The following is a 19,194-nucleotide window of genomic DNA, read 5'->3' as shown; positions in this document are numbered from 1 at the left end:
TTTTCAAACATCAAAAGATACTAGCGGGTGTTTTTTGTATCCGTTTTCTTCTATATTCTAAAAAACGGGGCAAATCACCCCGTTTTTTTGCACCCACAGCTACCACCAGAACCACAACCGCCTCCACATCCACCTGCGTCAAAGAACGGGTTCCCTGTTGGAACTTTAATAGAAGTCGAGATTTCCATTCCAATCATTGTACTGACTTCATCTAATAGCTTTTGCAATTCATTTTCTGCTTTTTTAAAAGCAACTATCGCTTCATGCAAATCTACTGCCCGTTTCAATTCTCGCATTTGCGCAGAAACTGAAGTGAAATCTGGATGATATTTCCCAAAGCGCTGTACTTCTTCGTATCGTTCCTTCAGAGCTATAAACTGTTTAATTAATGTTTGTGCTTCTTGATTTTTCTGCAATGCATGATGGCATTCGCGATAACGCTCACCTATATCTGAACAAACAACTGCTTTCGCTAATTGTTCGGCTTCATCTAGAATCATTACGCTCTCAAGCGTCGCTAGTATCATAAGAGACACCTCCGAATACTAATCATATCACATTTATAACGGAACTACTAACTTTGCTTCCCATCTTGAAAACAAATTATAAAGAGATGTGTTCTGCAATATTGTATCTTAATACGGTCCATTTCCCTTTTGATTGTTTTACATAACTCATACACGCATTTTTTAAAGACGTTTTAAACGTAATTTCCTTTGGAACAATCGCATGAAGAATCGCTTTAATTGCATGAGAGTGCGCAACAATAATAATTCGTTTTCCATCATACTGATAAGCAACATCTTTTAATGCAGAAAAACAACGCTCTACAATTTCTTCCTCTGTTTCCAGCCCCTCGACATTCCCATCAGCAATGAGCTGCCTTACTTCATCAACTGGTTTCCCTGACGCTGCACCAAAATTACGTTCCATAAAACGTTCATCATGCTGAATTATATTTATCCCGATCGCATCAGCAATTGCTTGTGCCGTCTCGTGTGCTCTCACTAAGGGACTACTAATGATTACATCCCATGTTTCAGCTCGTAATGCTTCTGCACTCTGCGCTGCTTGTTGTTTTCCAATTTCATTCAAAGGAATATCTTCTCTTCCTTGAATAATCTCTTGAAAATTCCAATCAGTTTGTCCATGTCGTACTAAACAAATTTCCGTCATGCTGTAACTCCTTTTTCCAGAATTCTTTTTCATTGTAACAAAAGTTTCGCATGACGGACACAATTTTTACTTCCAACTAATTAACGTTTTGCTGTTTCATATATTGAAACATATCTATCATTATAGAAGCAACCGATAACTGATTTTGAAACTTAGCTACCTTGTCTGGAATAGTCTTTTTAAAATATTGCATGGCCGCCAATTCAAATGCATCTTTTTCGCTTGGATCTCTAGAAAGTTTCCGATACCAAGACGGTTGCTCCCGAATATATTTCTGTAAATCTTCATTCGATCTTACAAATTCGATGAGTTCTTTTCTCATCACTTTTCCTCCTAATCTTTTTGAAAGAAAAACGGATTATTTTCAGAATTACGCTGCTGTTTTGTTGCCTGGTTCCCTTGAAACTGTTGAATAACTTGCTGCACGCTTCCAAGTGCAGTCGTCATATTCGCTAAATGTTGCTGCACCTGTTCCACATCTAACTTTTTAAAAAACGATACCATTTGTCCCATAAAGTCTCCAGACTTTTCTTCGCGATCTTCTTGTACGGAAGAAGAAGTTGCCTCTCCATTCACCTTGTAATGATTCCATACATCATCTTGTTCTCCAAGTAAATACCACTCTTCATAAAATTGTTGCCACGATTTCTTTCCATTTCGAACGTCATGAACCATCTTTGGATGCTGGCGTACAAACTCTTTGAATTTTTGAATAGAAGGATGTAAATCTCCTTTCACCGCTGTCATTACAATCACCTCACCAGATGTATCTTCTACTATATTGTAAGAAAAAAAGGCGCATGGTTCGCCTATTTTTAGGCAATTCATACACCTTACTTTTGAATAAAATTTTGTGTATAAAAATTATCATACACTCCAATTCCTAAACCAGTGAATTGTTCGTTTAGTAAATTCTTTCGATGGTCCTCGCTATTTAACCACCCTTGCACTGCCGCAATTCCATCACTATACTGCGTCGCGATGTTTTCTCCTGCTAGTTGGAATGATACATTTCCTTTTTGCAAACGATCACCTAATGCTCCAAACGAAGGTGAATCATGCGAAAAATAATTGTTATCTTTCATATCTTTACTATGTTCATATGCTACTACCGCCGTTTGTTGATCCCATACTAATAATGGAAGGTGATAACGACTACGAATTATATTTGTCAAATCTAAAATTTGCTGTGCATTTCCTTGTTCGACTTGCTTCATTTGCTCTGGTGATAATGGTTGTGGATTCGTTAATTCTCCAGAATAAACAAGTTGATATGGCTTTTGTTTTATTAATGTTTCATCATCCATATAACGAACGCCGACAAGCTTATGTGTAAAATGGTCAAAATATAATTGCGCCCACCCTCCTTCTATAGAAGCAAGTGGTTGTTCTGTTACTTCAACATCGGACAATTCAAATTGATAACTATTTTTTCCCATTTTAAGTGAAATTTCATATGAAAACGGATTCCTTTTATAAACATCTTCATACTTTTCACCAATATGAAATGGTGAAATATTCACTTTCTCTCCGCCAACATAAATCGTAACAATTTTATGATCTATAATTCCAAACTGCACATAGTGCGATAAGTCTTGATTATATACCCACCATTCATAACCATAAGCAGATGGTTCAATTCGCGCCGGTTCGCCCCAATTCGCTAATAAATTTTCAGGGTCACTACCTAGGAGCTGTGGAATTGTTTCTGGCACACCTTTATTTTCTTTTTTCATTTTCACAATTTTATGCTCTGATTTTAAATGAGGGGATTGTAATATATATTGAGAAACGAGTAATTTCCCGTATAAATCAATCGCTAAAATAAGAATAGTAATTACTATAATACGGAACAACATTTTCAAATTATATACCTCCTGAATACCCATGAAATTGAGGTATACACAAACAAAACTGTTTTTTCTCCATTTTGTGTGTACCACACTATGTTCACTATATCATATTTCTTGCATAAAAGTAGACATTCTACCTTTTCTCTCCATACGAATTGTATTTTTTAACTATTCGTACTATTATAAATTCAAGGGGATTTTACGTTTATTATAAGGAGGCTATTTCATGCAATTTACAAATACGAAACTTGAAGGTACAGTTGTCGACTTCACACTTCTAACTGAGGTAATGGACAAGCATCATTTTGTACTAGCTGGACAATGGGATTACGAGAGAGTTACATACGACTATAAATTTGAAATGCTGAAAGATGTGTATTATTTACGTATACAAGGTTTTGCCATAGAAGGAGATGTTGGAGGACGACATGCCCAAATTAAATTATTGACACCTCTTCTCGGTAAACATTATTATCCACATGGTGTAGAGTACGGGGAAGAAGAAAAATTCCCAAAAAATGTTCTTCAAAAAAGTGAACAATTACTTCAAAACATCGAAAAAGAGTTGCAAGATTTAGCGATTATAGAATAATAAAATGAAACTTCCGTGAATGGTGATCTGCATTCTCCACTCATGATTTGCCCAAACCATGATACTCTCATAAGCAGCGAGGTTCCCCCTTGAAAGAAGGCTTACTACCAGTTACAACAAAAAGAAGGTGTACATAACGATACACCTTCTTTTTATTTTGTAAATTTATCTCACTATTCGTAGACAGTAAGCTCCCACCTCAAGACTCAAGGAAATCAAAGAAGACAGGTCATGAATAACTACTAGCATGCGTTCGATTGGTGAGAGCTTTCCATAAGTGTGGGGATGAAGAATCCCCACACTTATGAAAGTTTACTTTATTTTGACTGCAAATACGGGGGTAATGCATGAATCTGTTCTGCATCCTTTTTTCGTTCTTTACGCGCCCATGAGAAGAAAACATACCCAATCACTGTACCGTACACAATTTCTTGTACAATCTTCATTATAATGCCTCCTGTTTTCTGATCCTCTAGAACAGGAAGCCAATGTAAGAAGTCAGGACCTGTAATATTTAAGTTAGATAACGTTCCAGCTGGTACACAAAGTTCCATTGCCTTCATCCATACACTTGGATCTGTATAGGTCGCAAACAATGGCACATTTGCAAAAATAATAAGTGCACAAGCTGGCGTTAATAACATACCATTAGCAAACATGTAACCGATTTTTTTAATATCACTTAGTGTTTGATATTCTGGTAATGGATTAAATATAGGCCACCACAGCATCATAGCCGCAAAAAATAATACAGCAAGAACAACTGGATGTCCAATTTGGCTTTGCTTTACTGCATCGAACACAACCGGCAAGTGATACATAGAAAATAGTCCGTTAAAAACAAGTAAAGCTACAATAGGATTTGCCCATATATGTAACATCATACGAATGAATCGAAATGATGTTATGTATTGAAACAACCAATTCGGTAATCCAAGTAATAACAGTGGAGGTACAGCCATATACATGATTGCCATTTCAAACATATGTGCACTAAACACAATATGTCCAAGCAAATCAATTGGCCCTCCTTTAACAAAATACAAAAGTAACATACCACTTATAAAATAAAAGATTTTCCGTTTACTTACTTCTTCGCCATTTGGGAAGCGATATCGATACTTCCCAATAATTAAAAGATAACCAATCACAACAGCTAACATAAAAAGAAAAAAGATTGGGCTCCACAGTGCTTCAAAACCAAATATCCATAAGTTGCTCACTTTTTTACACCCTCCCTTTTATAAAGTGAAACTTCCATCAGTGGAGAGCTTTTTCATCTCTCACTGATGGTTAGTTGAACCAATCGAGCTTTTACGGGCAGTTATCCCCCACCTATCTTCCTCGCTTCTCTCTGAATCTTGAGGTGGGGGTCTTACTGCCCGCGAATAGCAGGATAAGTAAAAGGGGATTGATGAAACATTCAATCCCCTTTCTTTTTAAAGCCAAATAAGTGTCGTAAAAGTTAAAATCGTTATTAACCCAACTATTAAACCTGAATACAAAAACATCGATGGAGCTTCATGCCCTTTATGACTCATATGCATAAAATAATACAATTGAAAAATAACTTGTACAGCAGCTAACAATAAAATAAGTGGTACGGAAAAAAGCGGACTAAATGTTTTTGGATATGCGACTGCTACAAATGCAATGACTGTCAAAAAAATCATTAATCCAAAAGTAATGACTTGATGCTTCATTTCTTCCGCACTTTTTTCTGCGATATGCAAGATCAACTTTAGGATTATTTATATTTGTTTGTTTTATTGCCATTGTTTATCCCACCATTCCCATCAAATATACTACAGTGAAAATAAACACCCAAACTACGTCGATAAAGTGCCAATAAATTGATGCGACGTAAAACTTTGGAGCATTGTATAAATTTAAGCCACGCTTCGCATTACGGATTACTAAAGTTAAAATCCAAAGTAATCCAAATAGTACGTGTAACCCGTGCGTACCAACTAACGCATAAAATGCAGAACCGAATGCACTACTTCTCATCGTATGTTTAAACTCATGAACGTAATGATTAAATTCATAAATCTCAAAGCCTAAAAATCCAACCCCAAGCAATACAGTGATAATAAGCCAAAGCTGCATTTGCTTAAAGTTAAAATTCTTCATATGATATATTGCATAAACACTTGTTAAACTACTCGTTAAAAGAAGCATTGTCATAATGAACACAAGCGGCATTTGAAACATTTCTTGTGATGATGGTCCACCATTTGTTGAATTTTTCAGCGCTAAATATGTTCCGAACAAGGACGCAAATAGTACTGTCTCGCCTCCTAGAAACAACCAAAATCCAATAAATTTATTCTTTCCTTCGAGGGTTGCTTTTTCAGGCTCTGCTGGAAAGGTTTCATTTGTTAATTTTTCCTCTGCATGCATTACGCCTTGCCCCCTTTATCTTCTAAATCTTCTTTATGAATATGGTATCCATGATCATCAATTACAGATCGTAAGAGCATTGCTCCAAATGTAATAATAAGACCAATAATCGCTACTACTAGCCACATTTTCTCTTTCCCCGCGTGCATATACATCGCTCCAAATGCTGCAGTAAATAAACCTAAGGAAATGACAAATGGTAGGAAAGATCCGTTTGGCATGTGAATATCCCCAACCGGTTCTGCTGGCGTCATTTCGTTTTTCCCTTCACGTTTTTCAATCCAGAATGGATCTAATCCACGTACAAACGGTAATTGCTTAAAATTATACTCAGGTGTCGGCGCTGGAATTGACCATTCTAATGTACGACCATCCCAAGGATCGCGACCAGCTTGTTTTTTAGAAAAGGATGTTTTTACAACATTAGCTAACAGTACGATTGTTCCGAGAGCCATAAATACTGCCCCTACCGTACTAATTAAGTTCCCAACTTCTAATCCTTGTCCTGGCAAATACGTAAAATAGCGACGCGGCATACCCATTAAACCAAGGAAGTGCTGAATAAAGAACGTTAAATGAAAGCCAATAAAGAACAACCAAAATGTAATTTTACCAAGCGTCTCATCTAGGAGTTTATTAAACATAAGCGGCCAAAAATAATGAGCACCTGCAAATAATCCGAACACAACCCCACCAACAATTACGTAATGGAAGTGAGCTACAACGAAGTAATTATCGTGAAATTGATAATCAGCAGGAGCTGATGCAAGCATAACCCCTGTCACCCCACCCATAACGAATGATGGAATAAAACCAAGGGCCCACATCATTGGTGTTGTAAAGCGAATGCTTCCACCCCACATCGTAAAGAGCCAGTTAAAAATTTTAATACCTGTTGGAACAGCAATTGCCATTGTAGCTACAGAAAAGATCGCATTTGCTACTGGACCAAGACCTACTGTAAACATATGATGTGCCCATACCATGAATCCTAAAAATCCAATTAATACCGTTGCAAATACCATAGATGAATATCCGAATAAACGTTTTTTAGAGAATGTCGCGAAGATTTCTGAGAATATTCCGAAAACAGGGAGTATAAGAATGTATACTTCTGGGTGACCGAAGATCCAGAATAAATGCTCCCATATAATCGTATTTCCTCCTAAAGCTGGGTTAAAGAAACTTGTGCCAAATAAACGATCTAACATTAACAGGGCTAGGCCTACTGTAAGTGGTGGGAATGCAAATAATATAAGTGCAGATGTTACAAAAGTTGTCCATGTAAACATCGGCATCCGCATATATGTCATTCCAGGTGCCCGCATATTAATAATGGTAACAAGGAAGTTAATTCCTCCTATTAATGTTCCAATACCCGCAATTTGCAAACCAAGGACATAGAAGTCGATACCGTGTCCCTTTGATGCGAGTGATAACGATGCATACGATGTCCAACCTGCATCAGGCGCCCCACCTAAAAACCAACTTAAGTTTAAAAATACGCCCCCAAAGAAAAACAGCCAAAATCCAAGAGCATTAATAAATGGAAACGCAACGTCTCGTGCACCAATTTGAAGCGGTACCGCCGCATTCATCATTGCAAATACAAGTGGCATTGCCGCTAAGAAAATCATTGTTGTTCCGTGCATTGTTAACACTTGGTTGTACATATCCCCAACGAGAAAAGCATTGTTTGGAATCGCTAACTGAACCCGAATAAATAATGCTTCTATTCCCCCGATGATAAAAAATAACCCACCTGCAATTAAATAGAGAATGGCAATTTTTTTATGGTCTACTGTCGTTAAATAATCCCAAATTACAGAGCCCACTCCCTGTTTTTTTGCTACAGAACTCACGTTTTCAACCTCCCCTTCGCAAATAGTTTCTCTTTACTTTTCAACTTTTAATGTTTTTAAGTATGCATTTAATGCATCTACTTGATCGTCAGTAAGATTACCGTATTTTCCAGTCATTTTGTTTCCTGGTTTCATGCTTTCAGGGTCTTTTAACCACTTCTTCACATTTTCGTCATTATTTTCAGCAATACCTGCAACCATATCACGATCTGCGAAGTTGGCTAAATTCGGTGCAATACGTGCAGTAGGCGGTCTGCTATCATTTGATCCAACAGCATGACAACCGATGCAACTCTTTTCAAAGATTTGTTTACCTTCCTGCTCTTGCGTAGAAGCAACAGCTTTCTTGCCATCTAAGTCTTTCATACTAGCAACCCATTTTTTGTACTCGCTTTCATCAACAGCTTTAACTTTAAACTGCATTAAAGCATGAGATGGTCCACAAAATTCTGCACAAAAACCGTTATACGTGCCCGATTTGTCTGCTTTAATCCACATTTTGTTCGTATTATCCGGATTCGTATCCATTTTCCCTGCTAAAGATGGGACCCAAAATGAATGTTTAATATCAGAACCCTTTAAATTTAAATACACTTTTTTACCTGTAGGGATGACTAAATCTTGCGAAGTTACTAATTTTTCATTATTGTAAGAAAATTCCCACCAATAAAGATTCGCTGTTACATCAACAACGATTGTATCTTTATCAATATTCTTTTTCTCCATTGCACTAACGTCAGCAAGTTTAAACGTATATGTAACAGTAGGGACAGCCAATACCAATAAAAGTAAAATTGGAATGACTGTCCATATAATTTCTAGCTTGTGATTTCCTTCTACTTGCTTCGGAATATAGTTTTCCTGTCCCTTTCTTTGACGGAAACGCACAATTACATATAAGAAAATAATCGTAACAACAAGAACGACACCAACCATGATTGCACTGGCTAATAACAATAAATCATATTGCATTTTTGCTACTTCACCTTGTGGAATCAAAGTAGATTGAAAGGCTTTACCGCATCCCCCTAACAGTAAAGCCACTAGTGAAACAAGCGAAAGCAATCGCCACTGTTTCTTCATGCAAACAACCCCCACTTTCTTTGTTATTTAGATTGTACTTTATAGTAAGTAAAGTAAATCTCAATGTAAAGAAATCCCCTTATGTCGTTGTCTTAGAAGAATGTTACAACAATCATTGAAATAAATAAGATTGTTAAGTAATTCAAGGAGTATACAAACATTTGCACGGACCATTTGATGTCGTCTTTCTTACGGTAGCCATAAAACCCTAACACGATCCAACCGATGTTAAGCAATGTTGCAATTATCATAAATGTTACTCCAAGTGCACTCATATAAAATGGCAGTGGCAATAAGCATACTGTCCAAATCATAATTTGACGTTTTGTAATATCAAATCCATACACAACAGGAAGCATTGGAATACCTGCATTGCGATATTCTTCAACACGTTTCATCGCAAGAGCGAGGAAGTGTGGGATTTGCCAAATAAACATAATTAAGAATAACATCCAAGCAATAGGATGATTCAAACTTGGATCAATAGCTGCCCAACCAATTAAAGGTGGAACTGCTCCTGATACACTACCTACTACTGTATTAAGTGTATATGCTCTCTTTGTCCATAATGAATAAAGAACAACATATGTGAAAGCTCCAATAAAACCAATAAATGCAGCCATCGGTGTTGTAAAAAGCAAGAATACGAAACCTAATAATAATAGTACAATACCGAATGTTAATACAAAATTGGGTTTCATTTTTCCAGTTACTGTCGGACGATTTTTTGTTCGTTCCATTAAATGATCAATATCACGATCAATGTAGTTATTCAAACTACATGATCCTGCCATAATAAGTGCAGAACCAGCAATTGTGAAAAACATTTTATCCAGCTGATCCACAAAGTTTAATCCATTAAAATGTAGAGCCAACCAAAAACCAGTAAATACCGTTAATGTATTTGAATTTACAATTCCCATTTTTACAAGCGCTAACAAATCTTGTACACGACTTGTTTCCGGCACATCCGTTACGGTTGATTCCTCATGCAATTGACTTGTTGCATGGCTCATCGTTTCAACCCCTCTAAAACTTTCATCATAATTACTCTGCAATGAGCATTTTATTCGAAATAAAACACTCTTTAGCTTCTATATAACAATATTATTACAGTAGAAATGTTGTTTTATGGTTCTGCTATTAATATACACTTCTCACTCGAATATATTAAAACATATTTCATGAAAAAATTGTGAAGAAAACATGAACTTTTTGTGTCTATGATTAAAAAGTTTTTCCCTACTCACTTCATAATAGCACGTAATTATCTTTTATAATAAACCATTTTGTCAAATTCCGCATGTATTTCCGTTTATTTATTTATAAAATTCCCTAATTTTGTTAAAATCAGCAATTTATTTTCTAGATTTTAGTATTATTTCATCTTACCTTCTCCTTTCCTGTCCCCCTTTGCTATTTTATAAGATTTTATATATCATAGGACTGTAGTGCATTTCTGTTTCTATAATATTTATTTCATTAAAATATTACACAATAACTTTAGAATAGGAAGCTGGTGAAAAGGATTGCAACGTTTTATAAAATGGTTAGCAGTCATTACGAGTTTTGATTTATTATGTGTTCTCCTTGGCGGAGCATTAGTTACTAAGACTGGTTCAGGACAAGGGTGTGGTAAATCTTGGCCGCTATGTAACGGGGAATTGCTTTCCTCGCACCTATCAATGCACACAATTATTGAGCTGAGTCATCGTCTTACTTCAGGCTCTGCAGGGATTCTTGTTACACTACTATGTGTCTTAGCTTGGAAATACTACGGACATGTTCGGGAAACAAAAACCCTTGCCATTCTGTCTTTCGCATTTTTAGTAGCTCAAGCACTCATGGGAGCAGCTGCAGTTGTATGGGGACAAGTTCCAGCTGTATTAGCAATTCATTTCGGTATCTCTCTTATTTCATTTGCTGCTGTTATTTTATTGACACTCCTCATCTTTGAAATTGATAAAAAGTTTGATGTCCGCTCACTTAATATTGATAAGAAGATGAAATTTCATATTTACGGTGTAACAATTTACAGTTACATTGTTGTCTATACAGGAGCATTGGTACGTCATGAACATGCAAGCTTAGCATGTCCAACTTTTCCATTATGCAGCAAAAACAGTCCATTTCCAACGCAATTTCATGAATGGGTACAAATGGGACATCGATTTGCCGCTACATTAATTTTTGTTTGGATTTTATACGCAATGATTATAGCTATCCGGCAATATAAACAACAAGCTGTTATATATTATGGGTGGATCACAGCATTTAGCCTTGTGATGTGTCAAGCAATCTCTGGTATTTTAGTTGTATTCACAGGGGCAAGCTTAACGATGTCACTTCTGCATTCACTCTTTATATCATGCTTATTTGCTGTATTATGCTATTTAGTTATGCTAGCAACACGTAGTAACTCAAACATACAAAAAACAGAAATGAATCATACTACACAGCAAAAGAAACTAATATAATAACTTTTCTATTGCGACAAGTTATTATTTTCAAAAAGCAAAAAGAGCTGCATCAAGCAGCTCTTTTTTATTTTTATCTTTTACAACTGTCAAATGAGTAAGATATGTAAAAAATCGTACACATAGCAGTTTCATTCCGCATTAACAGGTAGTAAAAGCCCGATTGGTTCAACTAACCGTCAGTGGAGGATGAAGATCCCCCACTGACGGAAGTTTCACTTTATTTTATTGTTCCAATTCAATCAACAAATCACCTGTTTGAATTGCCTCTCCATCTTTCACATACACTTTTTTCACCGTACCAGTAAATGGAGCTTGTACAGTTGTTTCCATTTTCATCGCTTCTGTAATTGCCATGGAATCACCTTTTTTACTGTATCTCCTTCATTGACTACTACTTTAATTACAGTTCCCGGCATTGTTGCATTAATATGATTTGGGTTTTCGCGATTCCCTTTCACTCGTTGTGAAACTGTTGCTTTGATACTTTCATCTTTTACAACAATTTCACGAGGTTGTCCGTTAAATTCAAAATAGACAACACGTGTACCATCTAATTGTGGTTCTCCAATCGAAACTAATTTCACAATTAATGTTTTACCACGTTCAATTTCCACACCAAGCTCCTCACCAAGCCTCATACCATAGAAGAATGTTGGTGTATCAAGAACAGAGATATTTCCATATTGCTCTGCAACTTTTTGATAGTCCATAAATACTTTCGGATATAACGCATACGCTACAATATCAAACATCGTTACTTCACGACCAAGCTTATGGAATAACTCTTCTTTTACCCCTTCAAAATCAATTGGTTCTAACAGTTCACCTGGTCTTACTGTTAAAGGTTCTTTTCCTTTTAAAATAATTTCTTGTAACTCTTTCGGGAAACCACCGTACGGTTGTCCAAGATCACCAGAGAACATTTCTACAACTGATCCTGGGAAGTCTAATGCGTGACCACGCTCATAAATATCTTTCTCTGTTAAATGATTTTGTACCATAAATAGAGCCATATCACCCACTACTTTTGACGATGGAGTTACTTTAACAATATCACCAAACATATCGTTGACACGGCGATACATCACTTTCACTTCATCAAAACGATCTCCTAAACCGACAGCTTTTGCTTGTTGCTGTAGATTACTATATTGACCACCTGGCATTTCATGCATATACACTTCTGTATGCGGTGCATTCATTCCACTTTCAAATGAAGAATAATATTTACGAACATCTTCCCAATAATGAGAGAGCTTCTCTAAAGATTTCACATCTACATTCGGTTGTCTTTCATTTCCTTCTAATGCATAGTACAACGTATTAGCGCTCGGCTGAGATGTTAATCCTGCCATAGAGCTTACCGCAACGTCTACAATGTCAACTCCAGCTTCAATTGCTTTCGCATATGTTAATACACCGTTTCCGCTCGTATCATGCGTATGAAGATGAACTGGAATCGATACCGTCTCTTTTAATGCGGAAACTAAATCATATGCTGCATTTGGTTTTAATAATCCTGCCATATCTTTAATACCTAAAATATGAGCACCTGATGCCTCTAACTCTTTTGCTAAGTTTTTATAGTAATTCAAATCATATTTACTGCGCATTGGATCATGGATATCACCTGTGTAACACATTGTTGCCTCTGCAATTTTACCGTTTTGACGTACAGCATCAATCGCAACGCGCATACCTTCTACCCAGTTTAGACTATCAAAAATACGGAATACATCAATGCCAGCCTGCGCAGAACACTCTACAAACTTTTGAATTAAGTTATCTGGATAGTTTTTATATCCTACTGCATTTGATGCACGAAGAAGCATTTGGAATAATACATTTGGCATGCTCTCACGTAATTCTAATAAACGTTCCCATGGATCTTCTTTTAAGAAACGATACGCGACATCAAATGTTGCTCCGCCCCACATTTCTGCCGAAAATAAATTCGGTAGCATTCTTGCTGTTGGTTCAGCAATTTTTTCTAACTCTTGTGTACGGATACGTGTTGCTAATAATGACTGATGCGCATCACGGAATGTAGTATCCGTTAATAAAACTTGTTTTTGTTCTTGAACCCATTTTACTAATCCATCAGCTCCGCGCTCATCTAAAATTTGCTTCGTACCAGTTGGAATCGGTTCAGTATATTTCACATTTGGAACGCGCGCTTCTGCAAAAATCGGTTTTTCTTGTTTTCCTACTCCAGGAAATCCGTTGACTGTTACTGTGCCAATGTATGATAGCATTTTTGTACCGCGGTCTTTTCGTTTCGGAAATACAAATAATTCCGGCGAAGAATCGATAAACGATGTATCATATTCTCCTATTAAAAAGTTCTTATGTTTTACAACGTTTTCTAGAAACGGAATATTTGTTTTAATACCACGAATACGGAATTCCTTTAAATTACGTTCCATTTTAGCTGCTGCTTGTTCAAACGTTAACGCCCAAGTTGTTACTTTTACAAGTAATGAGTCATAATACGGTGTAATAACTGCACCTTGGTAGCTGTTTCCTGTATCTAAACGTACACCAAAACCACCACCAGAACGATATGCCATAATTTTTCCTGTATCTGGCATGAAGTTATTAAGCGGATCTTCTGTTGTCACACGAGATTGAATCGCAAATCCGTGTGTAATTATATCTTCTTGTTTTGGAATACTTACTTTTTCACTATGTAAAGCATAGCCATCAGCAATCAAAATTTGTGATTGAACGATATCAATGCCTGTAATCATTTCTGTAATCGTATGTTCAACTTGGACACGTGGATTTACTTCAATAAAATAGAAATTGTTTTCTTTTACAAGAAACTCAACTGTCCCTGCGTTCACATAATCGACATTTTTCGTTAATTGAACTGCAGCTTCACAAATACGATTGCGAAGTTCTTCTGAAAGAGACACACTTGGTGCTACTTCTACAACTTTTTGATGACGGCGCTGCACCGAGCAATCTCTCTCATATAAATGAACGACATTACCTTGTTCATCTGCCAATATTTGCACTTCAATATGCTTTGGATTTTCAACAAACTTTTCAACATATACTTCATCATTACCAAACGCTGCTTTCGCCTCGGATTTCGCACGGTTATATGCTTCTTTTAATTCATCTTCGCTGCGTACGACACGCATTCCACGACCGCCGCCACCAAGAGCTGCTTTAATAATAATCGGGTAATCATACGTTTTAGCAAAACTCTCTATTTCTTCAATTATACTTATCGGACCATCACTACCAGGAATGACAGGAATATTGGCTAATTGTGCTTGTGTTCTTGCCTTCACTTTATCCCCAAACATATCTAAATGTTTACTCTTTGGACCAATAAAGACAATACCTTCTTCTTCACAACGTTTTGCAAATTCAATATTTTCTGACAAAAAACCATATCCTGGGTGAATTGCATCAACATGATTGCGTTTTGCGATTTCAATAATACCTTCAATATCAAGATATGCATCGATTGGTTTTTTACCTTCCCCTACCAAATACGCTTCATCTGCTTTATATCGATGATATGAACCGCTATCTTCTTTCGAGTAAATCGCAACTGTGCGTAGTCCTAATTCTGTACAAGCCCGAAACACACGAATCGCAATTTCACCGCGGTTAGCTACTAATACTTTTTGAATACGTTGCAGCTTTTTCATGATTTTCCCCCTCTATTTTTCTACCATTCATAACAACATAAATTTGTCCTGCTTTAGCAGGAATAAGTACCTTACTTCTAGCAGTGGTATTCACTACCCGAAAGCTGCACTTTATTTTTATTCATCATACCTTATTTTTAGACAAATGATAAGCTTTCTGTCCAATTTGTCTCACAAAATTAGTATAGCATAAATTTCAATACGCAACCAAGCTTTTTGTAAAACACATTTAATTAAATGTGATATACTTTTTGATCAAAAACAGAAAAAATAGGTCCTTTTCCCTAAAATTATGCACAAAAAGAAGCTTTGTACACTTGTACAAAGCTTCTTTATTTTACAACAACGAGGTGTCTCTCTTGTTTAGGCTGTTGCTGTTGCTCCCGCCCTTGTTGTTCTCTTTTTTCTCTCTGTTTTACAGAGCTAGCTACATTTAATAAAATCCCCATAGCTAGTAAGTTTGCTACTAAAGAAGTACCACCATAGCTAACAAATGGTAAAGGCACACCAGTAAGCGGCAAAAATCCAGTAACTCCGCCTAAGTTTACAATTGCTTGCACACCAATCATACTACCTATTCCGATTGCAAGTAGACTCCCAAAAGGATCTTGACATTTTTGTGCAACTCGAAAAGCACGGACGACTATGACTAGTAAACATATTAAAATAATCGCTACTCCAACGAAACCTAATTCCTCAGATACAATTGCCATAATAAAGTCTGTATGTGGCTCTGGTAAATACCCATACTTTTGGATACTATTTCCTAACCCTCTACCACTTATACCACCAGAAGCGATTGCAACAAACGAATTAATTAATTGAAATCCTTTCCCCTGTGGATCCGCAAATGGATTCCAAAATGTGGTGAAACGTGCAATTTGAACATCTGTTAAAACATTTTTCCCTATGAAATATCCCAAGGGAATCCATATAATAGATGTAAGGGCAATTCGTTTCATCCAAAGTTGAAACGGTATGCCCGAACAGAACGTCATGATTCCAATCGTTGAAAGAATTAATAATGTTGTTCCTAAGTCAGGCTGTTTCAAAATTAAATAAATTGTAATTACTAAAAAAGCAACTACTCGACCAGCACCGTGCCAAATTGGTCCATCTGTCGTTTGCTTTTTTGCATAGAAACGCGCTAATACAATGATAATTCCTACTTTGATAAACTCTGAAGGCTGCATCCCAAATACCCATGATTTTGCATTGTTTACAACCGTTCCCCATTTTAATACTATTAGCAGCATACCGATGCTACCAACAACAATTAAAACGGTAACCATGCGCTTCCTCCATACTTGAAAAGGAATAAACATGATAACAAGCAACCCGATTGTCCCAACTAACATTGCTTTTAACTGCGATCGAAAAAAGTGATCGCTCGTCCATCCATATTTCGGATAATACTTTGTAATCGCAACGATAGAACTGGCACTATACACCATAATGACTCCGAGCACGCATACGATAACAAGAGGAAGCACTAAAGAATAATCTATGGACTTCCAGACTCTTTTCATTCAAAAATCCTCTTTCTCTTTTCTTTTTTAACAGTTGTATTCCATATGTATTTGTGTTCTTCCTGCTTTTCAGGAAAATCATTTTTTTGCACAAAAAAGCTCAAACTGATTCAGTTTGAGCTCCTTATTTGAACCAGCTATTATTGTTTGTTTGTAAAAGCTTCATGCAGTGCCGATAACTCTCGTTCTAATTCTCCTAATATTTCCCTACCTTGCTCTTCCGCAATGAGACCAAGACGAACCGCAAAATCAACTTCACGGGATAAGCCAAACATTTGTGTGTCGAGCACCTCTTCGTATAATGGACATTGCGGCATCGTAAGGTTATCCATTTGCACCTTAATAAGTCTTAGAATTTTCTCTGCATCAGCTTGTAGAAGGGCAAGTGCCTTTTCCTGATGATTTGTTACTGTCTCAGACGTCAAATTGGTTCCCTCCGTTTCCGTCCTACTCTCCTATCCTATCTATTAATATTAGCGATAGTTTTCATAAATTGCAATAGAAACATTTCCTGTGACAATTGTCCCTAGTCCTATTATACTGAAAAGTGGGAGTATAAGACAAATGGGGGAACAATAATGAGTGAAATTTTATTTATTAACGGAAATGTACGCTTTCCAATTACAATTGATCCAAGTGTCTGGATTTTTGATGATCGAAAAGTTGACTTAACAACATACTTTACAAATCCAAAAGAAACAACAAATGAATTAGAACACTATACGAAACAAGCATCTAAACATTGGGATCGTGAAATTAGAGAAGGAGCTATTTTCCCGCCTATCAATAAAAGCATTGCAAAATTTGAAAAAGAGAAAATCATTACAGGGACATTTGGTATACCGCTCGCTCCCTTTTTACAAAATTCCGAAATTTCCAGCGATGCAACTCATGTAGAAATTCATACAGAAACCGGCATCACAACTATTTCATTACAAAAAGCAAAGGATGCTATTCTCGGCTTTTCTAAAAACGGAAAGCCACTAAAAGAAGATGGTCCTGTTCATCTTTATTTCGGAGATAGCTCTAATATCAATGATCCAATTCGATATATTCGAAAGTTTACCATCGTGTAAAGTGAAACTTCCATCAGTAAGGGCCCTCCTCACCAATTGGAATTTTACGGGCCGTTATCCCGCTATTCTCAGGACCTCTTCCGAGAATAGCGGGATAAACAAATAAGAGTGGCTTTTCACCACTCTCTCCTACAATAAATCCGCTGCTAGTTGCGCTAAATTAGAGCGCTCACCTTTCACAAATTTCACATGCCCACTAATTTTTTGTTCTTTAAACTTTTCTACAACATATGTTAAGCCATTATTATATTCATCTAAATACGGATGGTCAATTTGTTGCGGATCTCCCATTAAAACAATTTTACTTTTCTCTCCAACACGCGTTAAAATTGTCTTCACTTCATGTTTTGTTAAATTTTGCGCTTCATCTATAATAATAAACTGCTCTGGGATACTCCGTCCACGAATATACGTTAAAGCTTCCACTTCAATAGAACCCATTCCCGCTAAAATTGCATCTAATTCTCCAGGTTTTTTTGTATTAAATAAATATTCTAAATTATCATGAATAGGTTGCATCCAAGGCCTTAACTTCTCTGCTTTCTCTCCTGGTAAATACCCAATATCTTTTCCAACTGGAACAATCGGTCTTGCTACAAGTAGCTTTTTATACATTCCCAAATCTTCTGTTTGCATAAGCCCTGCAGCTAATGCTAATAATGTCTTCCCAGTCCCTGCTTTTCCAGTTAATGTAACAAGGGGAATATCTTCACGTAGTAATAATTCCATCCCCATAATTTGCTGTACATTTCGAGGACGAATCCCCCAAATTTGCTCATTCGGAAAAATAATCTTTTTTATTTTTTTCCTGAATGATCAACAATACCGAGAGCTGAGCTCGATCCCCCTAAAGCATCCTTCATCACAATAAATTGATTTGGATAAAACGGATGATTTGCAATTTCAGAAAGAGGCAGCTCTCCTTTTTCATAAAAACGATTTAAAATCTCTTTTTGTATGTAATACTCTAAAAAGCCCGTATATATGTTTTCTACTTCCGTAACACGATCACTCAAATAATCTTCAGCTTGTAAATCTAGAGCATCAGCTTTTACTCTTACAAGTACATCTTTACTTACAAGGATGACAGATTTTCCATCTTCTTTTTCTTGCTCTTCTACTGATAAATTTTTGGCAACAGCTAAAATACGATTATCATTTGTTTTTTCTACGAAAATATCTTGTAATTGAACAAATGAACGATGATTTAGCTCAATCCGAAACGTCCCTCCATTCTCGAGAGGAATACTTTCATGCAGTTTTCCAAGTTCACGAAATTTATCTATTAGTTTTGATACGTAGCGTGCATTCCTTCCAACTTCATCCATATAACGTTTCTTTGAATCTACTTCTTCTAGCACAACAGCCGGAATGACTACATCATTATTTTCAAAAGAAAAAATAGATAACGGATCCTGCAAAAGCACATTTGTATCTAGCACATAAATTTTATTCAACCTGTTACCCCCTGA

The 19,194-nt window shown here is 36.5% G+C and carries 15 protein-coding genes and 3 pseudogenes; 3 read left to right on the top strand and 15 right to left on the bottom strand.

The genetic code is table 11. The features are described from left to right. Positions 1-74 precede the first annotated feature (74 nt). The 5 genes from ACEWFJ_RS09005 to ACEWFJ_RS08985 form a co-directional block, all read right to left on the bottom strand. Entirely contained in the window at positions 75-527 is a 453-nt protein-coding gene (locus ACEWFJ_RS09005) for a YlbF/YmcA family competence regulator (protein WP_473691665.1), read from the bottom strand. A 76-nt stretch (positions 528-603) separates the two neighbouring features. Continuing rightward, a complete protein-coding gene (locus tag ACEWFJ_RS09000; RefSeq protein ID WP_429707299.1) occupies positions 604-1,176 on the bottom strand; it encodes a histidine phosphatase family protein in 573 nt (190 codons plus the stop codon). Positions 1,177-1,252: 76 nt separating this feature from the next. Beyond that, on the bottom strand, positions 1,253-1,498 hold the full coding sequence (locus ACEWFJ_RS08995; RefSeq protein WP_098305612.1) for a YlbE-like family protein: 246 nt from the start codon (positions 1,496-1,498) through the stop codon (positions 1,253-1,255). Positions 1,499-1,509: 11 nt separating this feature from the next. Continuing rightward, positions 1,510-1,923: a YlbD family protein gene (locus tag ACEWFJ_RS08990; protein WP_473692402.1), complete on the bottom strand. Its 414-nt coding sequence runs from the start codon at positions 1,921-1,923 to the stop codon at positions 1,510-1,512. Positions 1,924-2,009: 86 nt separating this feature from the next. Next, a complete protein-coding gene (locus ACEWFJ_RS08985; protein WP_473691663.1) occupies positions 2,010-3,041 on the bottom strand; it encodes a CAP domain-containing protein in 1,032 nt (343 codons plus the stop codon). A 214-nt stretch (positions 3,042-3,255) separates the two neighbouring features. Here ACEWFJ_RS08985 and ACEWFJ_RS08980 point away from each other — a divergent pair, with 214 nt between their 5' ends. Next, a complete protein-coding gene (locus tag ACEWFJ_RS08980; protein WP_098305618.1) occupies positions 3,256-3,621 on the top strand; it encodes a YugN family protein in 366 nt (121 codons plus the stop codon). Positions 3,622-3,938: 317 nt separating this feature from the next. Here ACEWFJ_RS08980 and ctaG read toward each other — a convergent pair whose 3' ends face one another. The 6 genes and pseudogenes from ctaG to cyoE all read right to left on the bottom strand — a co-directional run bounded on the left by ctaG (position 3,939) and on the right by cyoE (position 9,985). Next, a complete protein-coding gene (gene ctaG / locus ACEWFJ_RS08975; protein ID WP_473691661.1) occupies positions 3,939-4,844 on the bottom strand; it encodes a cytochrome c oxidase assembly factor CtaG in 906 nt (301 codons plus the stop codon). A gap of 216 nt (positions 4,845-5,060) precedes the next feature. Further along, a pseudogene (ctaF, locus tag ACEWFJ_RS08970) lies at positions 5,061-5,397 on the bottom strand (cytochrome c oxidase subunit IVB). Positions 5,398-5,400: 3 nt separating this feature from the next. Then, positions 5,401-6,024 (bottom strand): cytochrome (ubi)quinol oxidase subunit III, encoded by a 624-nt coding sequence (locus ACEWFJ_RS08965; RefSeq protein ID WP_098305624.1) that lies wholly within the window; start codon positions 6,022-6,024, stop codon positions 5,401-5,403. Further along, the gene (gene ctaD / locus ACEWFJ_RS08960) at positions 6,024-7,886 is read right to left on the bottom strand and encodes a cytochrome c oxidase subunit I (RefSeq protein WP_473691659.1); all 1,863 of its coding nucleotides are present in this window, start codon (positions 7,884-7,886) and stop codon (positions 6,024-6,026) included. Before ctaD ends, ACEWFJ_RS08965 begins: the two co-directional genes overlap by 1 nt. A 33-nt stretch (positions 7,887-7,919) precedes the next feature. Beyond that, positions 7,920-8,969: a cytochrome c oxidase subunit II gene (coxB, locus tag ACEWFJ_RS08955; protein ID WP_473691657.1), complete on the bottom strand. Its 1,050-nt coding sequence runs from the start codon at positions 8,967-8,969 to the stop codon at positions 7,920-7,922. Positions 8,970-9,061: 92 nt separating this feature from the next. Beyond that, positions 9,062-9,985, bottom strand: coding sequence for a heme o synthase (gene cyoE / locus ACEWFJ_RS08950; protein ID WP_473691655.1), 924 nt, complete (start codon positions 9,983-9,985; stop codon positions 9,062-9,064). Between the two features lie 513 nt (positions 9,986-10,498). On the opposite strand from cyoE, the gene ACEWFJ_RS08945 reads away from it, so the two are divergent. Further along, the gene (locus ACEWFJ_RS08945; protein ID WP_429719635.1) at positions 10,499-11,446 is read left to right on the top strand and encodes a COX15/CtaA family protein; all 948 of its coding nucleotides are present in this window, start codon (positions 10,499-10,501) and stop codon (positions 11,444-11,446) included. A gap of 225 nt (positions 11,447-11,671) precedes the next feature. Here the strand turns inward: ACEWFJ_RS08945 and pyc are convergent. The 3 genes and pseudogenes from pyc to ACEWFJ_RS08930 form a co-directional block, all read right to left on the bottom strand. Further along, positions 11,672-15,117: pseudogene (gene pyc, locus ACEWFJ_RS08940) on the bottom strand (pyruvate carboxylase). 332 nt (positions 15,118-15,449) lie between these two features. Continuing rightward, on the bottom strand, positions 15,450-16,646 hold the full coding sequence (locus ACEWFJ_RS08935) for an FtsW/RodA/SpoVE family cell cycle protein (protein WP_473691653.1): 1,197 nt from the start codon (positions 16,644-16,646) through the stop codon (positions 15,450-15,452). 140 nt (positions 16,647-16,786) lie between these two features. After that, positions 16,787-17,071: an Fpa/YlaN family protein gene (locus ACEWFJ_RS08930; RefSeq protein WP_429707283.1), complete on the bottom strand. Its 285-nt coding sequence runs from the start codon at positions 17,069-17,071 to the stop codon at positions 16,787-16,789. Between the two features lie 153 nt (positions 17,072-17,224). Between ACEWFJ_RS08930 and ACEWFJ_RS08925 the strand changes: the two genes are divergently transcribed. Further along, entirely contained in the window at positions 17,225-17,722 is a 498-nt protein-coding gene (locus tag ACEWFJ_RS08925) for a peptidyl-prolyl cis-trans isomerase (RefSeq protein ID WP_473691650.1), read from the top strand. Positions 17,723-17,851: 129 nt separating this feature from the next. Here ACEWFJ_RS08925 and ACEWFJ_RS08920 read toward each other — a convergent pair. Beyond that, a pseudogene (locus tag ACEWFJ_RS08920) lies at positions 17,852-19,179 on the bottom strand (PhoH family protein). Positions 19,180-19,194: the final 15 nt, after the last annotated feature.

It is taken from the genome of Bacillus sp. EA-CB0995 (assembly GCF_055814245.1).
The sequence above is the reverse complement of the archived record's forward strand: the minus strand, read 5'-3'. Positions and strand labels throughout refer to the sequence as shown.